The sequence below is a fragment of the Streptomyces sp. NPDC041191 genome, from assembly GCF_055591945.1.
The window spans coordinates 43,058-60,761 of the sequence record NZ_JBVIZC010000004.1; the positions used below are offsets into that span (position 1 = coordinate 43,058).

Below are 17,704 nucleotides of genomic sequence, written 5' to 3' on the forward strand. Positions count from 1 at the left end.
CGGGGCGCCTCAGCCGTCGAGGAGCTCGGCGAGGGCTTCGGCCGGGTCGTGGCGCGGCGCGGCGGCCGGCCACCACCGGCCGTCCTCCCACCGGTACGGGTACCAGCGGCCGTCCCGGCCGTAGCGGAGCTGGAGCCCGCCGCCGGCCAGCGTCCAGCGGTTGTCCCGCACCTCCGGCTCGGGGAGTTCGTCGCCCTCCCAGCCCGCGGTGAGCGCGGTACGGGCGCGGGCGGTGTCCTGCCCGGACGGCGTCCAGGGCTCCTCCAGCACGTCCAGGCCGGCGCTCCCGCCCAGCCGCCACGCCTCGGCCGCCCGGTCGAGCCGCTCCGGGCTGCCGCACGCCTCCCTCAGGCGGGTCAGGACGCGCGCGTCGGGGCGGTTCGCCGCGATCCGTACGCAGTCCCGCCAGAGGTCGAGCGGTGCCGGGGGTTCGGCGGTGAAGCCGTGGGTGTAGGCGAGCAGTTCGCGGGCGCGCACGGCCGCGGTGGTGACCAGCTCCTCCAGCGGGTCGGCTCCCGCCCCGGTGGAGGAGGCGTCCCGTCCGGGAGGCGGTCCGGGCAGCGGCGGCAGGCCGGGCAGCGCCGCCGGTTCGCGGGCGAACACGTCCTCGGCGGGAACGCCGTCCGGCAGCGGCGCGGCGGTCCCCTCCTCCGTCGCGTCCTCCTCCGCATCGGCGTCCTCCGCGTCGTCGTCATCGTCATCGAGGTCCCCGAGGTCCCCGAGGTCGCCGATGATCGCCCGCATCAGCAGGACGGACCGGAGCTCCTCCCGTGCCTCCTCCGCGTCGCGTCCCCGCAGCAGGAGGAGGAGCGTCGCGTCCTCGTCGAGGAGCCAGGACACCTGGTAGCAGAGCGCGGCCGCGTGCTTGCAGGGGTGCTCGAAGGCGTCGCAGTCGCAGTCCGCCTCCAGGTCGCCGTAGCCCGGCAGGAGCCGGACCCGCGCGTCCTCGGCGGCCTCCAGCAGGTCGGGCGGCAGTTCGCCGGCGAGGAATCCGTCGGCGACGTCGGGCCGGTCGGCGGTCCTCTCCCAGAGGGCTTCCCAGTCGTCCTCGTCGAGCCGCTCCAGGGTGAGCACCGTCCTGAAGGGGGCGTCGCCCTCGTAGCCGGTGGTGGAGACGCGTCCGGGGCTGACCGTGATCGGTCCGAGCCGGCCGGTCCGCGCGTGGGCCCGGCCCTTCTTCAGCGCCTCCTCGTCCAGGGAGGTGTCCTCCAGCGCGTCCGCCCAGGCCCTGCCCCACCAGGACTGGCCGCGTGCCCGGCCGCCCCGGCGCGCGGCGAAGGCCGGGAAGCCCCGTGCGCCCGTCTCGTCCCCGCTCATCCCGCGCTCCTCAGTTCGACCAGGTTGGCCAGTTCGTCGTTGGTCAGTTCCGTCAGTGCCTGCTCCCCGGAGCCCAGTACGGCGTCCGCCAGGCCCTTCTTCGCCTCCAGCAGGGCGGCGATGCGGTCCTCGACGGTGCCCTCGGCGATCATCCGGTGCACCTGGACGGCGCGCCTCTGTCCGATGCGGTAGGCACGGTCGGTGGCCTGGGCCTCGACCGCCGGGTTCCACCAGCGGTCGTAGTGCACGACGTGGTCGGCGCGGGTGAGGTTGAGTCCGGTGCCGGCGGCCTTGAGGGAGAGCAGGAAGACGGGCACCTCCCCGTCCTGGAAGCGGCGGACCATCTCCTCGCGGCGGGGCACCGGGGTGCCTCCGTGGAGCATCAGGGTGGGGACGCCGCGTTCGCGCAGGTGCCTCTCCAGGAGCCGCGCCATGGTGACGTACTGGGTGAAGACCAGGGCGGCCCCGTCCTCGGCGACGATGGTGTCCAGGAGTTCGTCGAGGAGTTCCAGTTTGCCGGAGCGGCCCGCCAGCCGGACGTCCTCCGTCTCCTTGAGGAACTGCGCGGGGTGGTTGCAGATCTGTTTCAGGCCGGTGAGCAGTTTGAGCACCAGGCCGCTCCGGGCGATCCCGTCGGTGGCCCTGATCCGCGCCATGACCTCGCGGACCTGGGTCTCGTACAGGGTGCGCTGCTCGGGGGTGAGGGAGACCGGGCGGTCCGTCTCGGTCTTGGGCGGGAGTTCGGGGGCGATGCCCGGGTCCGACTTCTTGCGGCGCAGGAGGAACGGCCGGACCAGTTCGGCCAGTCGCCGCGCGGTGGAGCCGTACTCCCCCTCCTCCCCCGGCGGCGGTCCGAACTCCGCGCGTTCCTTGCGCTCGGCCTCGATGGCGGCGATCCAGCGGCCGCGGAAGTGGCCGTGGCCGCCGAGGAGGCCGGGAGTGGTCCAGTCGAGGAGGGCCCAGAGTTCGGACAGGTTGTTCTCGACCGGGGTGCCGGTCAGGGCGATCTTGGCGTGGGCGGGGATGAGCCGCAGCGCCTTCGCGGTGCTGGAGTGCGGGTTCTTGACGTGCTGGGCCTCGTCGGCGACGACCGTGCTCCAGCGGTGCGCGCCGAGCTGCTCGGCGTCCAGGCGCATGGTGCCGTAGGTGGTGAGGACGAAGCCGGAGTCGGCGCCGGCCAGGGTGCGGGCGGGGCCGTGGTAGCGGCGGACGGGGGTGCCGGGGGCGAACCTGCCGATCTCGCGCTGCCAGTTGCCGAGGAGGGAGGCGGGGCAGACGACGAGGGTGGGGCCGGCGCTGTCCGGGTGCTCCTGGCGCAGCAGGTGCAGCGAGATCAGCTGGACGGTCTTGCCCAGGCCCATGTCGTCGGCGAGGCAGCCGCCGAGGCCGAGCGAGGTGAGGCGGTGCATCCAGCGCAGTCCGCGCAGCTGGTAGTCGCGCAGGGTGGCCGTGAGGGCGGCGGGCTGTTCGACCGCTCCGGCGCCGTCGTCGGTCTCGGTCAGGCGCCGGCGCAGGGCGAGGAGCCAGTCGCTGGGCGCGACGCGCACCTGCGCGCCGCCGACCTCGGTGTATCCGGTGAGGGCGACGGCGAGCGCCTCGATGGCGGTGAGCGGCTTGAGGTCGCGTTCGCGGGCCTTGCGGGCGATGTCGGCGCCGATGAGCACCCAGTTCCCGCGCAGCGGGACCAGCGGCTGTTCGGCGGCGGCGATCTCGCCCATCTCCTGTTCGGTGAGGGGCTGTCCGTCGAGGTCGAGCCGCCAGCGCAGGTCGACCGTGCCGTCGCCGCCGAAGAAGGAGCGGAGGTCGGTGGGCGGGGTCCGTTCGCCGCCGACGACGACGTGGGCGGTCAGGGAGCGGGCGGCCTCCTCGGGCCAGATCACCTCGATGTCGTGGGCGGCGAGCCGGCCGGTGGTGTCGCCGAGCAGGTCCTGGACCTCGCGGGCGGTGAGTTCGAGGGAGGAGGGCACCGGCAGCAGGCGGGAGAGGGGCGGCCAGACGTCGGCGGCCCGTCGTACGGCGAGGACCGTGTCGGCCTGGGCCCGCGGTCCGAGCCCGGCCGCCCCGGCCGAGGCGAACAGTTCGTCGGCGTCGGCACCGAGGGTCGGGTCGGCGCGGCTGGTCACCCGGGGGACGAGGCGCACGGCGGGCGGGCGGCCGTCGGAGGCGGGCACCAGGTCCAGGCGCAGGGCCAGCCGTACGCCCGAGTCGATGCCGGCGGAGATCTCCTCGGCCCAGGCGCGCAGCTGGGGGACGTACTGGGGCTCGACGGCGGCGAAGGCCGGGCGGCCGGCCACGGCCCGGGCGGCGGCGGTGCGCGGGAGGGTGTCGGCGACCGCGTCGACGAAGGAGCGGAGCAGGGTGGCGGCGTCGGGCAGGAGCAGCGGGCCGCCGGGCGGGACGGGCAGGGGGGTCGCGAGCGCCTCGGCCGGTGCCGCGGCGGCCAGTTCGCGGATGCGCCCGCTGTCCTCCGGGGCGAGCGGGCCGGCGCGCCAGGTGTCGTAACCGGTGGCGGAGACGCCGGGGAGCAGCCGTTCGCGGGCGGCGAGGTGCAGGCCGAGGGCGGTGGCGGCGCCCCAGAACGCCGCGGACGGGCTGGGAACGACGCCGTCCGTACCGCCGCCGGCCGCCCCGGTGCGCAGCCGGCGGGCCAGGGTGAGGACGGGCAGCGCCTCGGCGACGGTCAGCCGCAGGACGCGGTGGCGGCGCACCTCGGGGGTGCCGTCGTCGGCGGTGACCAGGTCGGCCTCGCCGGGTTCGCCGGGGAGGGGCGGCGCGTCGGAGTCGCGGCCGGCCGGGGTGCCGGGGTACCGGAAGACGAGCTTTCCGGTACGGGCCGGATCGCCCGCCTCGAAGACCACCGGGCACTGCGCCAACAGGCCGGCCTGTTCACGCGACATCCACACCATCTCTGCTCCGCCCCCTGGTTCCGCGGTCCGGTCAACGCGCGCCGTTCACAAGGCGCTTCGTCCAGTCCTGCACGTAGGGGTACCACGTGGGCGCGGTGCGGTGCATGTTGAGGCTGTGCCCGGTGGCCGGAACGAGGAGGGTTTCCAGCCGGGCCCGGGGCCCGTACAGGGGGGCGGTGGCGGCCTTCAGGGCGGCGGGGCTGGAGCAGTCGGCGCCCTGGTCGCCGCAGATGAGCTTGTCGTTCTGGCCGACGACGACGAGGACGGGGACCTGGATGCGCCCGTTGAGGGAGATGTCGCCGTAGGCCGGATCGTTGGGGTAGACGCTCGGCTCGGTGGTGAGTTCGTCGCGCAGCAGCACGCGCGGCTCGGTGGTCCGGCGGTCGTAGAACCAGTCGGCCTTGGCGCCGGTCCGCAGGGCGAGGTAGCCGTCGTCGAGGCGGCGCCAGGACAGCAGCGGGTGCTGCCCGGCGGGCATGTACAGGTGTCCCATCTCCTCGAACGCCGCCAGGTTGGGCGGGGCGCCCTCGCCGGTGAGGACGAGTCCGTCGATGGCGTCGGGGTGCTTGACCGCGACCATGCGGGCCACCGTCGCGCCGAAGGAGTGGCCGACCAGGACGACCTTCCGGTAGCCGCGGTCGCGCAGGGCGCGGACGAGCTGGAGGGTCACCCACTCGTGGGTGGTCTCGGTGAAGCGGGAACTGTGCGGGGCGGAGCTGGTGCCGGTGCCCAGCCGGTCGAACGCCAGCGTGGCGTGTCCCGCGCGGGTGGCGGCCTCCACGTAGGTGGGGCCGCCGGTGCGGCCGCGGGCGTTCCAGTAGTCCCGGTCGTAGGTGCCGCCGTGCACCAGCAGCTGGACCGTGGTGGCGCGGGGGCCGCGCGGGGTGCAGAGCGTGCCGGCGATCCGCTGGTCGGCGGAGGTGTCCTCGGCGGGGGACACCCGGGTGGCGAACGGCACGCAGGTCGTCCCGGCCGGCCCGCCGGAGCGGGCGGTCCGCTCGGCGGAGGCGGTCGCGGGGTTCGCGGACAGGGACAGCAGAAGCGCGGCCGCGGCGGCTGCCGCCAGGGCTCGGGGGCGCAGGGCCATTCTGGTTCTCCTGGAGAGGTCGGTGCGGGGGGGGGCGGGGACGGCCGGTCGGGCCGTCCCCTCGGTGCGTCGGTGCGTCGGTACGGCGCTGAGCCGGTACGGCGGTACGGCGCTGCGTCAGTACGTCGGTACGGCGCTGCGTCAGTACGTCGGTACGCCGGCGGTGCCGTCAGTTCGTCAGGTTGCGGTAGCGGTGGACGGCCAGCGGGAAGAAGACCGCGAAGAGGACGACGGGCCAGACGACGGCCATCGGGGTGGCGTGCTGCGCGATCCAGGAGTCGCCGCCCCACCCCGGGTTCCCGAACAGCTCACGGGTGGCCGCGACGGTGGAGGACAGCGGGTTCCACTCGGCGAGGGTGCCGAGCCAGCCCGGCATCGTGGCCGGTGCGACGAAGGCACTGGTCAGGAAGCCGACGGGGAATTCCAGGGTCTGCACCATGGTGATGCCCTCCGGGCCCTTCATGAGCAGCCCGAGGTAGATGCCCACCCAGGTCAGGGCGAAGCGCAGCAGCAGGAGCAGGCCGACCGCGCCCACGGTCGCGCCGGCGGTGCCGTGCGCGTCCCAGCCCATGAGGAGGCCGACCGCGAACAGCACGGCGAGGCCGAGCACCGAGTTGAGCATGTCGGTGACGCAGCGGCCGACGAGGACGGCCGAGGGGGCCATCGGCAGGGAGCGGAAGCGGGAGGTGACGCCGCGGTTCTTGTCGGCGGCGACGGCGGCCACCGTCTCGCCCATCCCGAAGACCATGGTCATGACGAACATGCCCGGGACGAGGAACTCGCGGTAGTCGCCGCCGCCCGGGACCTGCATCGCGCCACCGAAGAAGTAGCCGAACATCAGGACCATCATCACGGGGAAGAGCATCGCGCTGACGACCGTGCCGGGTTCGCGGGTCCAGTGGGTCAGTCCGCGCAGGGTGACGGTCCAGCCGTCGGCGAGCGCCCAGCGCAGCCGGGACAGCGGTCCGGTGGGGGGTTCGGGGACGGTGACGCTCATGCCTTCACGACCTCCGGCTCCGGTTCCCGTCCGGCGTCCGCCCCGGCCCGTGGCGGCCGGCCGGCTCCGGTGAGGTGGAGGAACACCTCGTCGAGGGTGGGTCTGCGCAGGGCGATGTCCTCGGCGGCGACGCCGGCGGAGTCCAGGGCCCGCACGATGTCCGCCAGGGCGGTGGCGCGGTCGCGGACCCGGACGCTGATCCGCCGGGTGTCCTCGTTCACGACCGGCTCCGCCCCGCCGACGCGGGCCACGGCGGCGGCGGCCCTGCCCAGCTCGTCGGCGCGGCGGGCCACGACGTCGATCCGGTCGCCGCCGATGCGGCTCTTGAGCTGTTCCGGGGTGCCCTCGGCGACGACCTTCCCGGCGTCGACGACCGAGATGCTGTCGGCGAGCTGGTCGGCCTCCTCCAGGTACTGGGTGGTGAGCAGCACGGTGGTGCCGCCGTCGACCAGGGCGCGGACCGCGTCCCAGACCTCGTTGCGGCTGCGCGGGTCGAGGCCGGTGGTCGGCTCGTCGAGGAACAGGACGGGCGGGGCCAGCACCATGCTCGCCGCCAGGTCCAGACGGCGGCGCATGCCGCCGGAGCAGTCCTTCACCGGCTTGCCGCCGGCGTCGGTGAGGCGGAAGCGCTCCAGCAGTTCGTCCGCGCGGCGGCGGGCGGCGGCCGGGGAGAGGTGGTGGAGCCGGCCGAACATCACCAGGTTCTGGCGGCCGCTGAGGACCTCGTCGAGGGCCGCGTTCTGACCGACGAGTCCGATGCGGTAGCGGACCCGGGCCGCCTGCCGGACGACGTCGAAGCCGGCGACCTCGGCGCGGCCCCGGTCCGGGGAGAGCAGGGTGGAGAGGATGCCGACGGTGGTGGTCTTGCCGGCGCCGTTGGGTCCCAGGAGTCCGCACACCGTGCCCCGCGGTACGACGAGGTCGAGCCCGTCGAGCACCTGGGTCGTGCCGTAGCTCTTGCGGAGCCCCTCGGCGACGACCGCCGGTCTGCTCGGTTCCACGTCCCGTTTCCTTTCGTTCGGAGGGGTCCGGATCAGTACGGTCCGACGAATCCGGCGTCCACCCCGGTCAGGGCGGGCACGGTGGTCCCGTTCCAGCCCACCAGGTCGAGGCAGGCCCGGGCGATCTTCTCGGCGCTGGGGTGGAACGCCTCCTCCAGCGGCCAGGACACCGGGGCGGGGCAGTCGGGGGGAGTGATCCTGCGGACCGGTGCGCGCAGTTCGCCCGGGACGCGTTCGGCGATCACGGCGGCCACCTCGGCCGAGAAGCCGTAGCGCGCCCAGCTCGTGTCGGCCACCACGACGCGGCCGGTCCGGGCGGCCGACTCGCAGATGATGTCCTCGTCCAGCGGCCGGATGCTGCGCACGTCCACCACCTCGACGCCGATGCCCTGCTCGGCGAGCAGGTCGGCGGCGCGTTCGGCCTCGTGGACCATCAGCGAGGCGGCCACCACGGTGACGTCGGTGCCGTGCCGGGCGATGCGGCCCACCCCGAAGGGGACGGGGGTGAGTTCCTCGGGCACCTCGCCCTCGACGGGGTAGAGGGAGCGGTTCTCCATCAGCACCACGGGGGTGTCCGTGCGCAGGGCGGTGGCCAGCAGGCCCTTGGCGTCGGCCGGGGAGGCGGGAGCGGCGACGTAGAGGCCGGGGAAGTGGCCGAACGTCGCGTGCAGGCTCTGCGAGTGGGTGGCGCCCTGGCCCCAGCCGCGGCCGACGACGCCGCGCATGACGACCGGCACGCCGCCCTTGTCCCCGTACATGTAGCGCCACTTGGAGGCCAGGTTGATCATCGCGTCCATGGCCAGGAACATGAAGTCGGCCCGGGTGTGCACCACGAGGGGGCGCAGGCCCTGGTCGGCGGCGCCGATGCAGATGCCGGCGACGGCGTTCTCGCTGTTGGGGGTGTCGATCACCCGTCCCGCGCCGAAGCGTTCGAGCGCGGAGCGGGTGGTGCCGTAGGAGCCCTTGTGGTCGTCGACGTTCTGTCCGGCGACGACGATGCTCGGATCGGCCTCCATCGCCTGGACGGTGCCCTCGGCGATGGCCTGCCAGTACGTGAGCTTCCGGCTCATCGTGCTCTCCTGTCAGCTCGTGCCGGCCGGGCGCCCGTAGGCCCCGTCGGTCAGCCGGTCCACGTCGGGGTAGGGCGCCGCCTTGGCGGCGGTGACCGCGAGCAGGGTCTCGTCGCGGAACTCCTCGTCCCAGCGGGCGACGCGCTCGTCGATGTCGGGCGTGCCGGGGCGCAGTGCCGCCGCGCTCCGGCGGACCGGGCAGCGCTCCAGCCAGCTCTCGACCTCGGGCCCGGGGCGGTCGATCCCGGTGTCGAAGCCCGGACCGACGTGCTCGCGCCAGCGGTAGGTGTCCAGTTCCAGGAGGTACGGGCCCCGGCCGGCCCGGCAGTGGGCGGCGGCCCGCAGGGCGGCCTCGTGGACGAGGGAGACGTCGTTGCCGTCGACGCGCTCGGCCGCGATCCCGTACGCCCGGGTCCGCTCGGTGATCCCGGTGGTGGCGGAGTTCGCCGGCTGACGGGCGGAGAGCGGGGAGGAGATCGAGTAGGAGTTGTTCTCGCAGACGAGGACGACCGGGACGTGGTGGACCGCGGCGAAGTTGAGGGATTCGTGGAAGACGCCCTCCTCGGAGGCCCCGTCCCCGAAGAAGGTGACCACGACCCGTGAGGAGCCCTGCCGGGCCAGGGCCCAGGCGGCACCGGTGGCCACGGAGATCATCTCGCCGAGGATCGCCGCCGATCCGGCGAAGCCGACGGCCCGGTCGGTCAGGTGCACGGATCCCCCGCGCCCGCCCGAGCAGCCCGTCTCCTTCCCGTAGAGTTCGGCGACCATGGCGGTGAGGTCGCCGCCCTTGGCGAGGTAGGCGGCGTGGCTGCGGTGCCCGGTGTAGACGAGGTCGTCCTCGCGCAGGGCGGCGCAGACCCCGACGGCGGCGGCCTCCTGGCCGACGGAGAAGTGCACCGGGGTGCGCATCTCCTGCTCGTCGCGGTAGAGGTCCGCCAGTTCCTCCTCCACGCGGCGGATGCGCACCATGTCGCGGAGCAGCGTGGCCGGATTCGCCACCGGGTCCTCGGGTGTGTTGGGGTTCGGCACGGCCGACGGCACCTCCAGGGTGGACGGGACAACCGAGTGGTGATCGTTCCCGCGTCCGGTGGAGCACGTCTGGAGCCGGGGCGGAGCGCCGGGCGGGGTCCGCGCTCGACCGATCCTCCGCCGTGCCCGCGTAGCCTGCGCCGTGCTCGTGGCGCGGACGCGCCTGCGAGGGAGAGGGGAGCCCCCGATGGTCGTGGCGGAGAAGGAGCTGGGCCGCCGGCTCCAGCTCGTGCAGGGAATCCACTGGTTGTACGGGGCGCAGGGCGATCCGTACGCCGCGCTGCTGCGCGGGTACGACGGCCCGGACCCGCGGGAGGTGTACGCCCGCAACCGGGAGGCGGGGCCGCTGTGGCGCAGCCGTCTGGGCACCTGGGTGACCGCCCGGTACGCCACGGCCGCCGAGCTGCTGGCCCTGCCGGCGGCGGACGGCGGCCCGTCGTCCGGGTCCGTGTCCCAGCCCCGGGTGGCCGTGGCCTGGGACCGGGGGCTGCCCTCCCCCGGGCCCGGGGGTCCGCACGGCGCCGACCGGGTCCGGGCCCTGGCGGAGCGGGTCTGCGAGCGGCTCCTGGCGGGGCTGCGCGGGGAGGTGGACGCGGTCGCCGGGATCGCCGCCCGGGTCCCCGTCGAGGTGCTGGCGGACCTGGGCGGTCTGGCCGGGGCGGACCGCGAGCGGCTGGCCCGCGCGTGCGCGGCGGTGGCCCCGGCGCTCGACGCGGCGCTGGCGCCGCCCTCGTACGAGGACGCCGCCCGGCTGCCGGACGCCGTCGCCGCCCTGCGCGGGCTGCTGGGCGACGCGGCCGTGCCGCGGGCGGTGGTGGAGGTGCGTGCCGCGCGGGAGCTGGTCGCCGGGGCGCTGGGCGCGGGGCCGGAACGGTGGGCGGCGCTCGCCGGCCGGGGGCGGGAGGGGGCGGCCGCGGTGGTGGCGGAGACGCTGCGCCACGACCCGCCGGTGAAGGTGCACGCGTTCACCGCGGCGGCGGACGCGGAGGTGGCCGGGCGGCGGATCGCGGCCGGGGAGCAGGTGGCCGTCCTGGTCGGCGCGGCCAACCGGGACCCGGAGGTCTTCGACCGGCCGGACGTCTTCGATGCCGGCCGGTCCGGGCCCCGGCCGCTGGTCCCCGCGCCGTACGGGGTGCCGCTGGAGCCGTTCGCCGGGACCGTCGCCGAGACGGTGGTGGCGGCGCTCGCCGCGGCCCGTTCCGGGGCGCGGGCGGCCGGTCCCGTCGTGCGGAGCCGGCGGGCGCCGGTGACGGGGGGTCTGCTGAGGGTGCCCGTCCTGTTCTGACCTCCGCCCCGGTACGGCCCGGCGGGCCGTACCGGGGCGGACGCGCGAAGAGACGCCCGGCCGGGGTTTCCCGGCCGGGCGTCCCTCGTGTGCGGCTGTCGCGCGGCTCCCGGACCCGGCCGCGGGTCCGGGTCCGGTGCGGCCTCAGGCGGAGCGTTCGTACAGCGGGGTGTAGAGGTGGGGCTCGCTGGTACTGAGCGCCCTCAGGGCCGCGCGGTGGGCGGCGAACCCGGGGTGGCCCAGGGCCTTCCGGAAGGACGCCTCGTCCTCCCACTCGGCGAGGTTGGCGTAGACGCGGGGGTCCTCGGTGTGCCGCATCAGGCGGTGCCGGAGGAACCCCGGCTGGGCGGTGAAGAACGCGGAGGTCTCGTCGAACGCCCGCTCGAACTGCTCGGTCGGTCCGGTGACCGTGAAGCGGTTGATGAAGGTGATCAAGGGGGAGCCTCTCTCAGTCGGGTCCGTCGGGACAGCGGGGACAGCGGGGTCAGCGGGCCGCGGTGGTCGGCTCGGCCACGGGCCGTGCCGGGCGGACGCCCGTGGCCGGGCCGGTGGCGCCGCGCCGCGGGATCCGGGCGAGCACCACGCCGGCCAGGATGATCGCCATGCCGAGCACCTCGCGCCCGGTGAGCCGGTGGTTCTCCAGCAGGACCGTGCCCAGGGTGAGCACCACGGGCACGACGTACAGCACGCTGGAGGCCCTGGCCGCGCCCTCGTCGCGGATCAGCCAGGCGAAGCACATGTACACCAGGCCGGTGTTGAGGACCCCGAGCACGAGGAGGGCCCCGACGACGGCCGCGGAGAACTGCGGGGCGCGGTCGAAGCCGCCGTTGGGCAGGTTGATCGCGGCCCAGCCCACGCCGATGACCGCCTGCGAGGTGGCCAGCACCACGGGGTGCATGTCCTGGCCGTCCTCGGCGACCGGCTTCATCAGCTTCTCCATCAGCAGCATGGACCAGCCGTAGGCCAGCGCCGCGACGGCGTTGACGGCCGCGGCCGCCGAGAACCACTGGGCGCCCGCGTTCCAGGGCGCGTACAGGACGAGGACGCCGGCGAAGCCGACCAGCAGGCCCGCCGTCAGGGTGACCGGGACGCGGCCGGTGCGGCGGCGCACCAGGTGGAGCAGGACGACGCACAGCGGCACGCTCGCGTTGAACACCGAGACCATGCCCGCGTCGGCGCCCAGGGCGTCGTCCACCAGCTCGACCAGCAGGACGGGCAGCGCGTTGGCCAGGAAGGCGATGAGGACCAGCAGACCCCAGACGGAGGGGCGGCGGGGCAGCCGCGTACCGCTGAGGAGGAGCACGCCGAGCATGGCCACGGCGCCGACCAGGATCCGGAAGAAGCTGAACTGGGCCGAGTTCAGGCCCTGGAAGACGATCTTGATCCAGAAGTAACTGAGGCCCCACATCAGGCCGACGATGCCGAAACGTGCCACGGAACCGAACCGCACGACTGTTTCTCCTGTCTGTCACGGGGTGGAGGTGCGCGCGGCGGCGGCACCGGGAGGACGGATGAACACGGCGACGAGGAGGGCGGCCGCGGCGAAACCGGCGCCGGCGAGGAAGCTGGCCGACATGCTCTCCACGAAGACGTGGCCCATGGCCTGCTCGGGCGGGGTCCCGGCCGGCAGTGCCTGCTCGGCGCCGCGGCCGGCGTGGGTGCCGACGGTCACCAGGACCGCGAGTCCCAGCGAGGCGCCGACCGTCTGCAGCGCGCTGTGCACGCTGGAGGCGGCGCCCGCCTCGTCGTCGTGCAGCCCGGAGGTGGCGAGGATGGCGGACGGGACGACGCAGAAGGCCATGCCGGAGCCGAACAGCAGCAGTGCCGGCAGGACGTCCCCCGCGTAGCCGAAGTCCGGGGTCAGACGGGACAGCCAGGCGTTGGAGGCGATCAGCAGCGTCGCGCCGGTCAGCAGCAGCCCGCGCGGCCCGAGCCGCCGCTCCAGCCAGACCGCCGCGCCGGACATGGTGATCATCGCGGCGGCCACCGGGGTCAGGGCCACGGCCGAGAGCAGGGGGCTGTAGCCGGCGAACAGCTGGAGGAACTGCACGAGGAAGAAGCCCGTGCCGATCAGGGCGCCCTGGACGGCGAAGGTGCCCGCGAACGCCCACGCGCGGTTGCGGTCGCCGAACAGCCGGAGCACCACGATGGGTTGCCGGGCCCGCCGTTCGACGGCCAGGAAGAGGAACAGCAGCACCACGCCGGCGGCGGCCGGGCCGGCGACCGTCACGTCCGTCCAGGGGTGCTCGGCGGCCCGGGTCAGGCCGAACACCAGGGAGACGGCCCCCAGGGTGGACACCAGGGCGCCCGTCAGGTCGAACCGGCCGCGGCTCGGCCGGGTCTCCTCGATCACCAGCGGTGTCAGCAGCAGGATCAGCAGGCCGAGCGGCACGTTCAGGAGCAGCACCCACCGCCAGGAGCTGAGCGAGGAGAGCGTGCCCGCGAGCAGCAGTCCGCCCGCGGTGCTGGCGGCGCCGACCGCCATGTAGAGGGCGATCGCCCGCTTCCGCGCGGTCTCCTCCCCGAACATGCTCAGCACCAGGGCCAGGGCGCTGGGCGCGGCGAGGGCGGAGCCGATGCCCTGCAGGGCCCGCAGGGCGATCAGGAGGTCCCCGGAGGGGGCGGCGGCGCGCAGCGCGGCGGCCACCGTGAACAGGGCGACGCCGGCGAGGAAGACCTTGCGGCGGCCCAGCAGGTCTCCCGCGCGCCCGCCGAGCAGGAGCAGCCCGCCGAAGGTCAGCAGATAGGCGTTGAGGACCCAGCCGAGGCCGACGGGGTCGAGGCCGAGGCCCCGGCTCATGCCGGGCAGGGCGATCTGCACCATCGACTCGTCGAGCAGGACCATCGCGTTGCAGCCGGCGAGCAGGGCCAGGGCGGTGCCCGCGCGTGCCGCGCCGCGCCTGGGTGCCACCGGTGACGGCCGGGGCGCCGAGAGTTCCGACGTGTGCACGGACATGCCTTGCCTCCTGAGGGGATGCGACGGGGACCGACCGGAATCGGCGGGGCGCGGGTGGGGCGGGTGCCGGGACTCCGGAAACCGGCCGTGCGGGGGAACGGTCCGGCCGACGCTTTTCGGCCCCGCCACCTTCCCAACGGGCGCTAGAGCCGCCTTCGAGTGCGGGTGGCTAGCGTCCACGGACATGACGCATTCACCCAGCAGTGACAGGGCACGGCGCACGGTCGTCGTCACCGGCGGCGGTACGGGCATCGGGCGGGCGACCGCGCGGGCCTTCGCCGCCGGCGGCGACGAGGTCCTGGTCGTGGGACGCACCGCCCGGACCCTCGCGGAGACGGCGGCCGGGCACGCCGGTGTCCGGACCCTGACGGCCGACATCACGGCACCGGACGCCGCGGAGCGCATCGTGGCGGCGGCGGTGGAGCACTCCGGCCGGATCGACGTGCTCGTGCACAACGCCGCGGCCGTGCTGCCCGAGCCGGCCGGGTCCCTCACCCCCGGGAGCGTGCGGACCCAGGTGGAGACGAACCTCCTCGCGCCGCTGTTCCTGACGCGGGCGGCGGTGCCCGCCCTGGCGGCCGCCGACGGCACGGTGGTGTGCGTGGGCACCGCGGCCGTACTGGGCCGCAGGGCGTTCCCCGGGCTCTCCGTGTACGGCGCCACCAAGGCCGCGACGGACTTCCTGGTCCGCACCTGGGCGGTGGAGCTCGCGCCGCGCGGCATCCGCGCGGTGGGCGTCGCCCCGGGCGAGACCGACACGGGGATCGGCGAGCGCATGGGCTGGAGCGCCGGGGAGATCGCCCGCCACCAGGCGGAGGCGGCCGCCCGCACGCCCTCGGGCCGGGTGGGCCGCCCCGAGGACGTGGCGTGGTGGATCGTCCGGCTGGCGCGGCCCGAGGCGGGTTACGCCAGCGGCACGGTGGTGGCGGTCGACGGCGGCGCCTCGGTCGTCTGACGGGCCGAGGCCGCCATCCGCTCCAGGACCGGTACGACGTCGTTCGGCGTCGGCTCGGCGAGGACCTCGGCGCGCACCTTCGCGGCCGCCTCGGCGAAGGAGGGCTCCTCAAGCAGCCGCAGGACCGCGGCGCGCAGCCCGTCCACGGTCAGTTCGTGGGCGGGCAGGCACAGCCCGTACCCCAGCTCCTCCACCCGGCGGGCCTTGGCGACCGTGTCCCATCCGTAGGGGAGCAGGATCTGCGGCACGCCGTGGAGTTCGGCCGTGGAGCGGGTGCCGATGCCGCCGTGGTGGACGACGGCCGCGCAGGTGGGCAGCAGGTCGTTGAGCGGTACGAAGTCGACCGGGCGGACGTTGGCGGGGAGGGTGCCGAGGCCCTCGCGGGCCTGCGCGCCGAGGGTGGCGACGATCTCGGCGTCCACGTCGGCGAGCGCGTCGAGGGCCGAGGCGAAGGAGAAGGTGGCGTGGTCGATCTCGCCGGAGACCCCCAGGGTCAGGCAGACCCGGGGGCGTTCGGCCGGTGCCCGCAGCCAGTCCGGCACCACGGAGGCGCCGTTGTGCGGGACGTAGCGCACGCCGACCGTGGGCAGGCCGAGGTCGAAGCGGGAGCCGGGCGGGGTGACGTCCACGGTCCACTGGCCGGTGACCATCTCCTCGTCGAAGCCGAGGCCGGGCTCGTACCGGTCCATCACCCGGCCCAGCCACTCCGCGGTGGGGTCCTGGGCGGTCCCGGGCGGCAGCTCCGCGTTCAGGCGGAGGAACTCCTGCCGGGCCCGGACGGTGATGTCCATGCCGTGCAGCAGGCGGGCGTGCGCGGCTCCCGCGGCGCGGGCGACGACGGCGCCGGCGAAGGTGTGCTGCTCCCAGACGACCAGGTCGGGGCGCCAGTGCCGGGCGTAGGCCACCAGGTCGTCGAGCATCGGGTCGTTGCTCACCGAGGCGTACAGGGCGGGCACCGCGACGGCTTCGAGGGCGAGCAGCGACTCGTGGGTCCACCGGGAGCGGTCCTCACCGGTGAAGTCGAAGCCCTGCACGAGTCCGGAGCCCTCTTCGAGGATCTGGCCGAGGAGGTCGGGCGCCCACGGGTCGTTGACGTACCAGTCGGTGACGCCGACGGGCACGGCGGTCAGGCCCGCCGCGGTGATCTGGTCGGTCAGGTCGGGGTGGCTCGCCACCCGCACCTCGTGGCCGGCGGTCCGCAGCGCGGAGGCCAGCGGCACCATCGAGAAGTAGTGGGTGTTGTGCGGGAAGGAGACGAACAGCACCTTCATCGGGCGTGCTCCGCCCTGATGGACAGCGCGTGGCTGAAGACGTCGCGGGGGTCCCAGGCGGCCTTGATCCGCTGGAGCCGGGGGTAGGCGTCCTTGTAGTAGAGGCGGTGCCAGGGCACTCCGGAGGTGTTCCACCGCGGGTCGGCCGTGTCGATGTCGGAGTAGTTGATGTAGCAGCCGTCGGTGTCGCGGCGGCCCGGCACCGGGACGCCTCCGGTCGACGCGAACAAGTCGCGGTACATCCGGCGCAGCCAGTCGACGGCCTCGGGGTCAGCGGCGGGGTCCTGCCAGGTGTTCATGTAGATCGCCTTGATGACCGAGTCGCGGTGCGGGGAGGCGGTGGCACCGTCCGCGACCGTGTTGATCCGGCCGCCGTAGGACTGGAAGGTCACGTTGGCGAAGTCGTGCCGGTTGCCGGTGCTGTTGAGGTACCTGTAGAGGACGTCGGCCTGGGCGTCGTCGTGACCGCGGCGCAGGTACGCCGACTTGAGCTTGTGGCGGCCGACGTCGCTGTCCTGGGCGCCGGCCAGGTACTCGGCGGCCTCGATCCAGGGCTTGGCGCTGATGCCGGAGGTCTGGGAGGAACCGCCCACGCCGTCGGCGACGGCGTGGAGGTAGTCCCGGAGCAGGCGTTCGGCGTCCGGCCGGGTGCCGTCCATGTAGGCGTAGCAGTTGGCCGCCGGGCCGGGGTCGCCGGTCTCGGGGCGCCCGTAGAAGACCAGTCCGCTGTACAGCCCGGCGTACGGGGAGTCGGCGTCGCTGTGCTGCTCGTGCCAGCGGCCGTGGTTGCGGACCAGACGGCGGTACGCCGCCCGGTCCATGCCCTCGCGGGGGAAGCGGACCATGCCGGCCAGGATCTCGCCGGGCGGGCGGGGCAGCAGCCGGGACGGGTCCGCGCAGTGGCAGGGGGCGTCGGGCGAGCGGAACCAGTAGCGGGTGACGAGGCCGAAGTTGCCGCCGCCGCCTCCGGTGTGGGCCCACCACAGGTCGCGGTGGGGGTCCGTGCGCTCCCGGGTCGCGACGACCGCGCGGGCCCGGCCGGCGGCGTCGACGACGACCACCTCGACGGCGTACAGGTGGTCCGAGGCGAGGCCGAGGGCGCGTGAGAGCGCGCCGTAGCCGCCGCCGGCGACGTGGCCGCCCATGCCCACGGTGGCGCTGGTGCCGCCGGGCAGGACGACGCCCCACCCGTAGTAGAGCTTCTTGTACACGTCCATCAGCTGGGCGCCGGCCTCGACCATGAAGGCGCGGCGGCGGGCGTCGTAGGTGACGGCGTCCATCCGGCCGAGGTCGAGGACGAGGCGGACGGCCGGGTCGCCGGCGACGTTCTCGTAGCAGTGGGCCCCGCTGCGGACCGCGATCCGCCTGCCCGCGCGGACGGCGTCGCCGACCGCGCGCACCGCTTCCGCGGTGGTGGTGACGAGCCGGAAGGCGTCCGGTCGCGCGGTGAACCTCTTGTTGCTGCCGCGCGTCGACAGGGAGGCGTACCGCGGGTCGTCGGGCGTGATGAGCGTCCCCCCGCCCCCGGAGGCGGGGGGTGTCCCGGGGGCGGGGGCGTCCTGGGCGTGGGCGGGGACGATGCCGACGGCGGCGAGCCCGGCGGTGGCGCCCGCCGTGAGAGTGCCGGAGACGAAGCTCCGGCGGCTGGGAACGGTCATCGTTCACCTTTCTCGGTGGCTGTTCCGGTGGGGCGCTCACCCCGCCCGCGTACTGCCGCCGATGCTCGGGGCAACGGCCGCAGTACGGCTCGGGTACCGCTGGAGCCGCCGGGCCCGGGGGCCGTGTCGACCACGGCTCGAGAGGGGTTCCCCAGACTGTGGCGGGTCGTAG

Annotated in this window: 14 protein-coding genes; 2 read left to right on the forward strand and 12 right to left on the reverse strand. The window is 74.8% G+C overall.

Going from position 1 to position 17,704, the window contains the following annotated elements:
* Nucleotides 1-9: 9 nt before the first annotated feature.
* The 7 genes from ACZ6AQ_RS09030 to ACZ6AQ_RS09060 form a co-directional block, all read right to left on the reverse strand.
* A complete protein-coding gene (locus tag ACZ6AQ_RS09030; protein WP_468758630.1) occupies nt 10-1,317 on the reverse strand; it encodes an SWIM zinc finger family protein in 1,308 nt (435 codons plus the stop codon).
* Nucleotides 1,314-4,223: a DEAD/DEAH box helicase gene (locus ACZ6AQ_RS09035; RefSeq protein ID WP_468758632.1), complete on the reverse strand. Its 2,910-nt coding sequence runs from the start codon at nt 4,221-4,223 to the stop codon at nt 1,314-1,316. The genes ACZ6AQ_RS09030 and ACZ6AQ_RS09035 overlap by 4 nt, the downstream gene beginning before the upstream one ends.
* Before the next feature lie 31 nt (nt 4,224-4,254).
* Complete coding sequence (locus ACZ6AQ_RS09040; RefSeq protein WP_468758634.1) at nt 4,255-5,310, reverse strand: alpha/beta hydrolase; 1,056 nt, start codon at nt 5,308-5,310, stop codon at nt 4,255-4,257.
* Between the two features lie 169 nt (nt 5,311-5,479).
* On the reverse strand, nt 5,480-6,307 hold the full coding sequence (locus ACZ6AQ_RS09045) for an ABC transporter permease (RefSeq protein ID WP_468758635.1): 828 nt from the start codon (nt 6,305-6,307) through the stop codon (nt 5,480-5,482).
* On the reverse strand, nt 6,304-7,308 hold the full coding sequence (locus tag ACZ6AQ_RS09050) for an ATP-binding cassette domain-containing protein (protein ID WP_468758637.1): 1,005 nt from the start codon (nt 7,306-7,308) through the stop codon (nt 6,304-6,306). Before ACZ6AQ_RS09050 ends, ACZ6AQ_RS09045 begins: the two co-directional genes overlap by 4 nt.
* Before the next feature lie 32 nt (nt 7,309-7,340).
* Nucleotides 7,341-8,378, reverse strand: coding sequence for an alpha-ketoacid dehydrogenase subunit beta (locus tag ACZ6AQ_RS09055; RefSeq protein ID WP_388699367.1), 1,038 nt, complete (start codon nt 8,376-8,378; stop codon nt 7,341-7,343).
* Between the two features lie 12 nt (nt 8,379-8,390).
* Complete coding sequence (locus tag ACZ6AQ_RS09060) at nt 8,391-9,407, reverse strand: thiamine pyrophosphate-dependent dehydrogenase E1 component subunit alpha (protein ID WP_388699368.1); 1,017 nt, start codon at nt 9,405-9,407, stop codon at nt 8,391-8,393.
* Between the two features lie 187 nt (nt 9,408-9,594).
* On the opposite strand from ACZ6AQ_RS09060, the gene ACZ6AQ_RS09065 reads away from it, so the two are divergent.
* Nucleotides 9,595-10,692 (forward strand): cytochrome P450, encoded by a 1,098-nt coding sequence (locus ACZ6AQ_RS09065; protein WP_468758638.1) that lies wholly within the window; start codon nt 9,595-9,597, stop codon nt 10,690-10,692.
* A 144-nt stretch (nt 10,693-10,836) separates the two neighbouring features.
* Here the strand turns inward: ACZ6AQ_RS09065 and ACZ6AQ_RS09070 are convergent, their stop codons facing one another.
* The 3 genes from ACZ6AQ_RS09070 to ACZ6AQ_RS09080 are packed head-to-tail and all read right to left on the reverse strand — an operon-like array spanning nt 10,837 to nt 13,648.
* Nucleotides 10,837-11,127 carry an antibiotic biosynthesis monooxygenase family protein gene (locus ACZ6AQ_RS09070; protein ID WP_388699374.1) on the reverse strand — a complete coding sequence of 97 codons (291 nt, stop codon included), beginning with the start codon at nt 11,125-11,127 and terminating at the stop codon, nt 10,837-10,839.
* Between the two features lie 49 nt (nt 11,128-11,176).
* On the reverse strand, nt 11,177-12,142 hold the full coding sequence (locus ACZ6AQ_RS09075; protein WP_468758639.1) for a DMT family transporter: 966 nt from the start codon (nt 12,140-12,142) through the stop codon (nt 11,177-11,179).
* Between the two features lie 18 nt (nt 12,143-12,160).
* Complete coding sequence (locus ACZ6AQ_RS09080) at nt 12,161-13,648, reverse strand: MFS transporter (RefSeq protein WP_468758641.1); 1,488 nt, start codon at nt 13,646-13,648, stop codon at nt 12,161-12,163.
* Nucleotides 13,649-13,832: 184 nt separating this feature from the next.
* Between ACZ6AQ_RS09080 and ACZ6AQ_RS09085 the strand changes: the two genes are divergently transcribed.
* The gene (locus ACZ6AQ_RS09085; protein ID WP_468758643.1) at nt 13,833-14,603 is read left to right on the forward strand and encodes an SDR family NAD(P)-dependent oxidoreductase; all 771 of its coding nucleotides are present in this window, start codon (nt 13,833-13,835) and stop codon (nt 14,601-14,603) included.
* Here the strand turns inward: ACZ6AQ_RS09085 and ACZ6AQ_RS09090 are convergent.
* Together ACZ6AQ_RS09090 and ACZ6AQ_RS09095 are read right to left on the reverse strand one after the other, a co-directional pair.
* On the reverse strand, nt 14,552-15,874 hold the full coding sequence (locus ACZ6AQ_RS09090; protein WP_468758644.1) for an activator-dependent family glycosyltransferase: 1,323 nt from the start codon (nt 15,872-15,874) through the stop codon (nt 14,552-14,554). The two genes, ACZ6AQ_RS09085 and ACZ6AQ_RS09090, sit on opposite strands and share 52 nt — an antisense overlap.
* Nucleotides 15,871-17,532: an FAD-binding oxidoreductase gene (locus ACZ6AQ_RS09095; RefSeq protein WP_468758645.1), complete on the reverse strand. Its 1,662-nt coding sequence runs from the start codon at nt 17,530-17,532 to the stop codon at nt 15,871-15,873. The genes ACZ6AQ_RS09090 and ACZ6AQ_RS09095 overlap by 4 nt, the downstream gene beginning before the upstream one ends.
* Between the last annotated feature and the right edge of the window lie 172 nt (nt 17,533-17,704).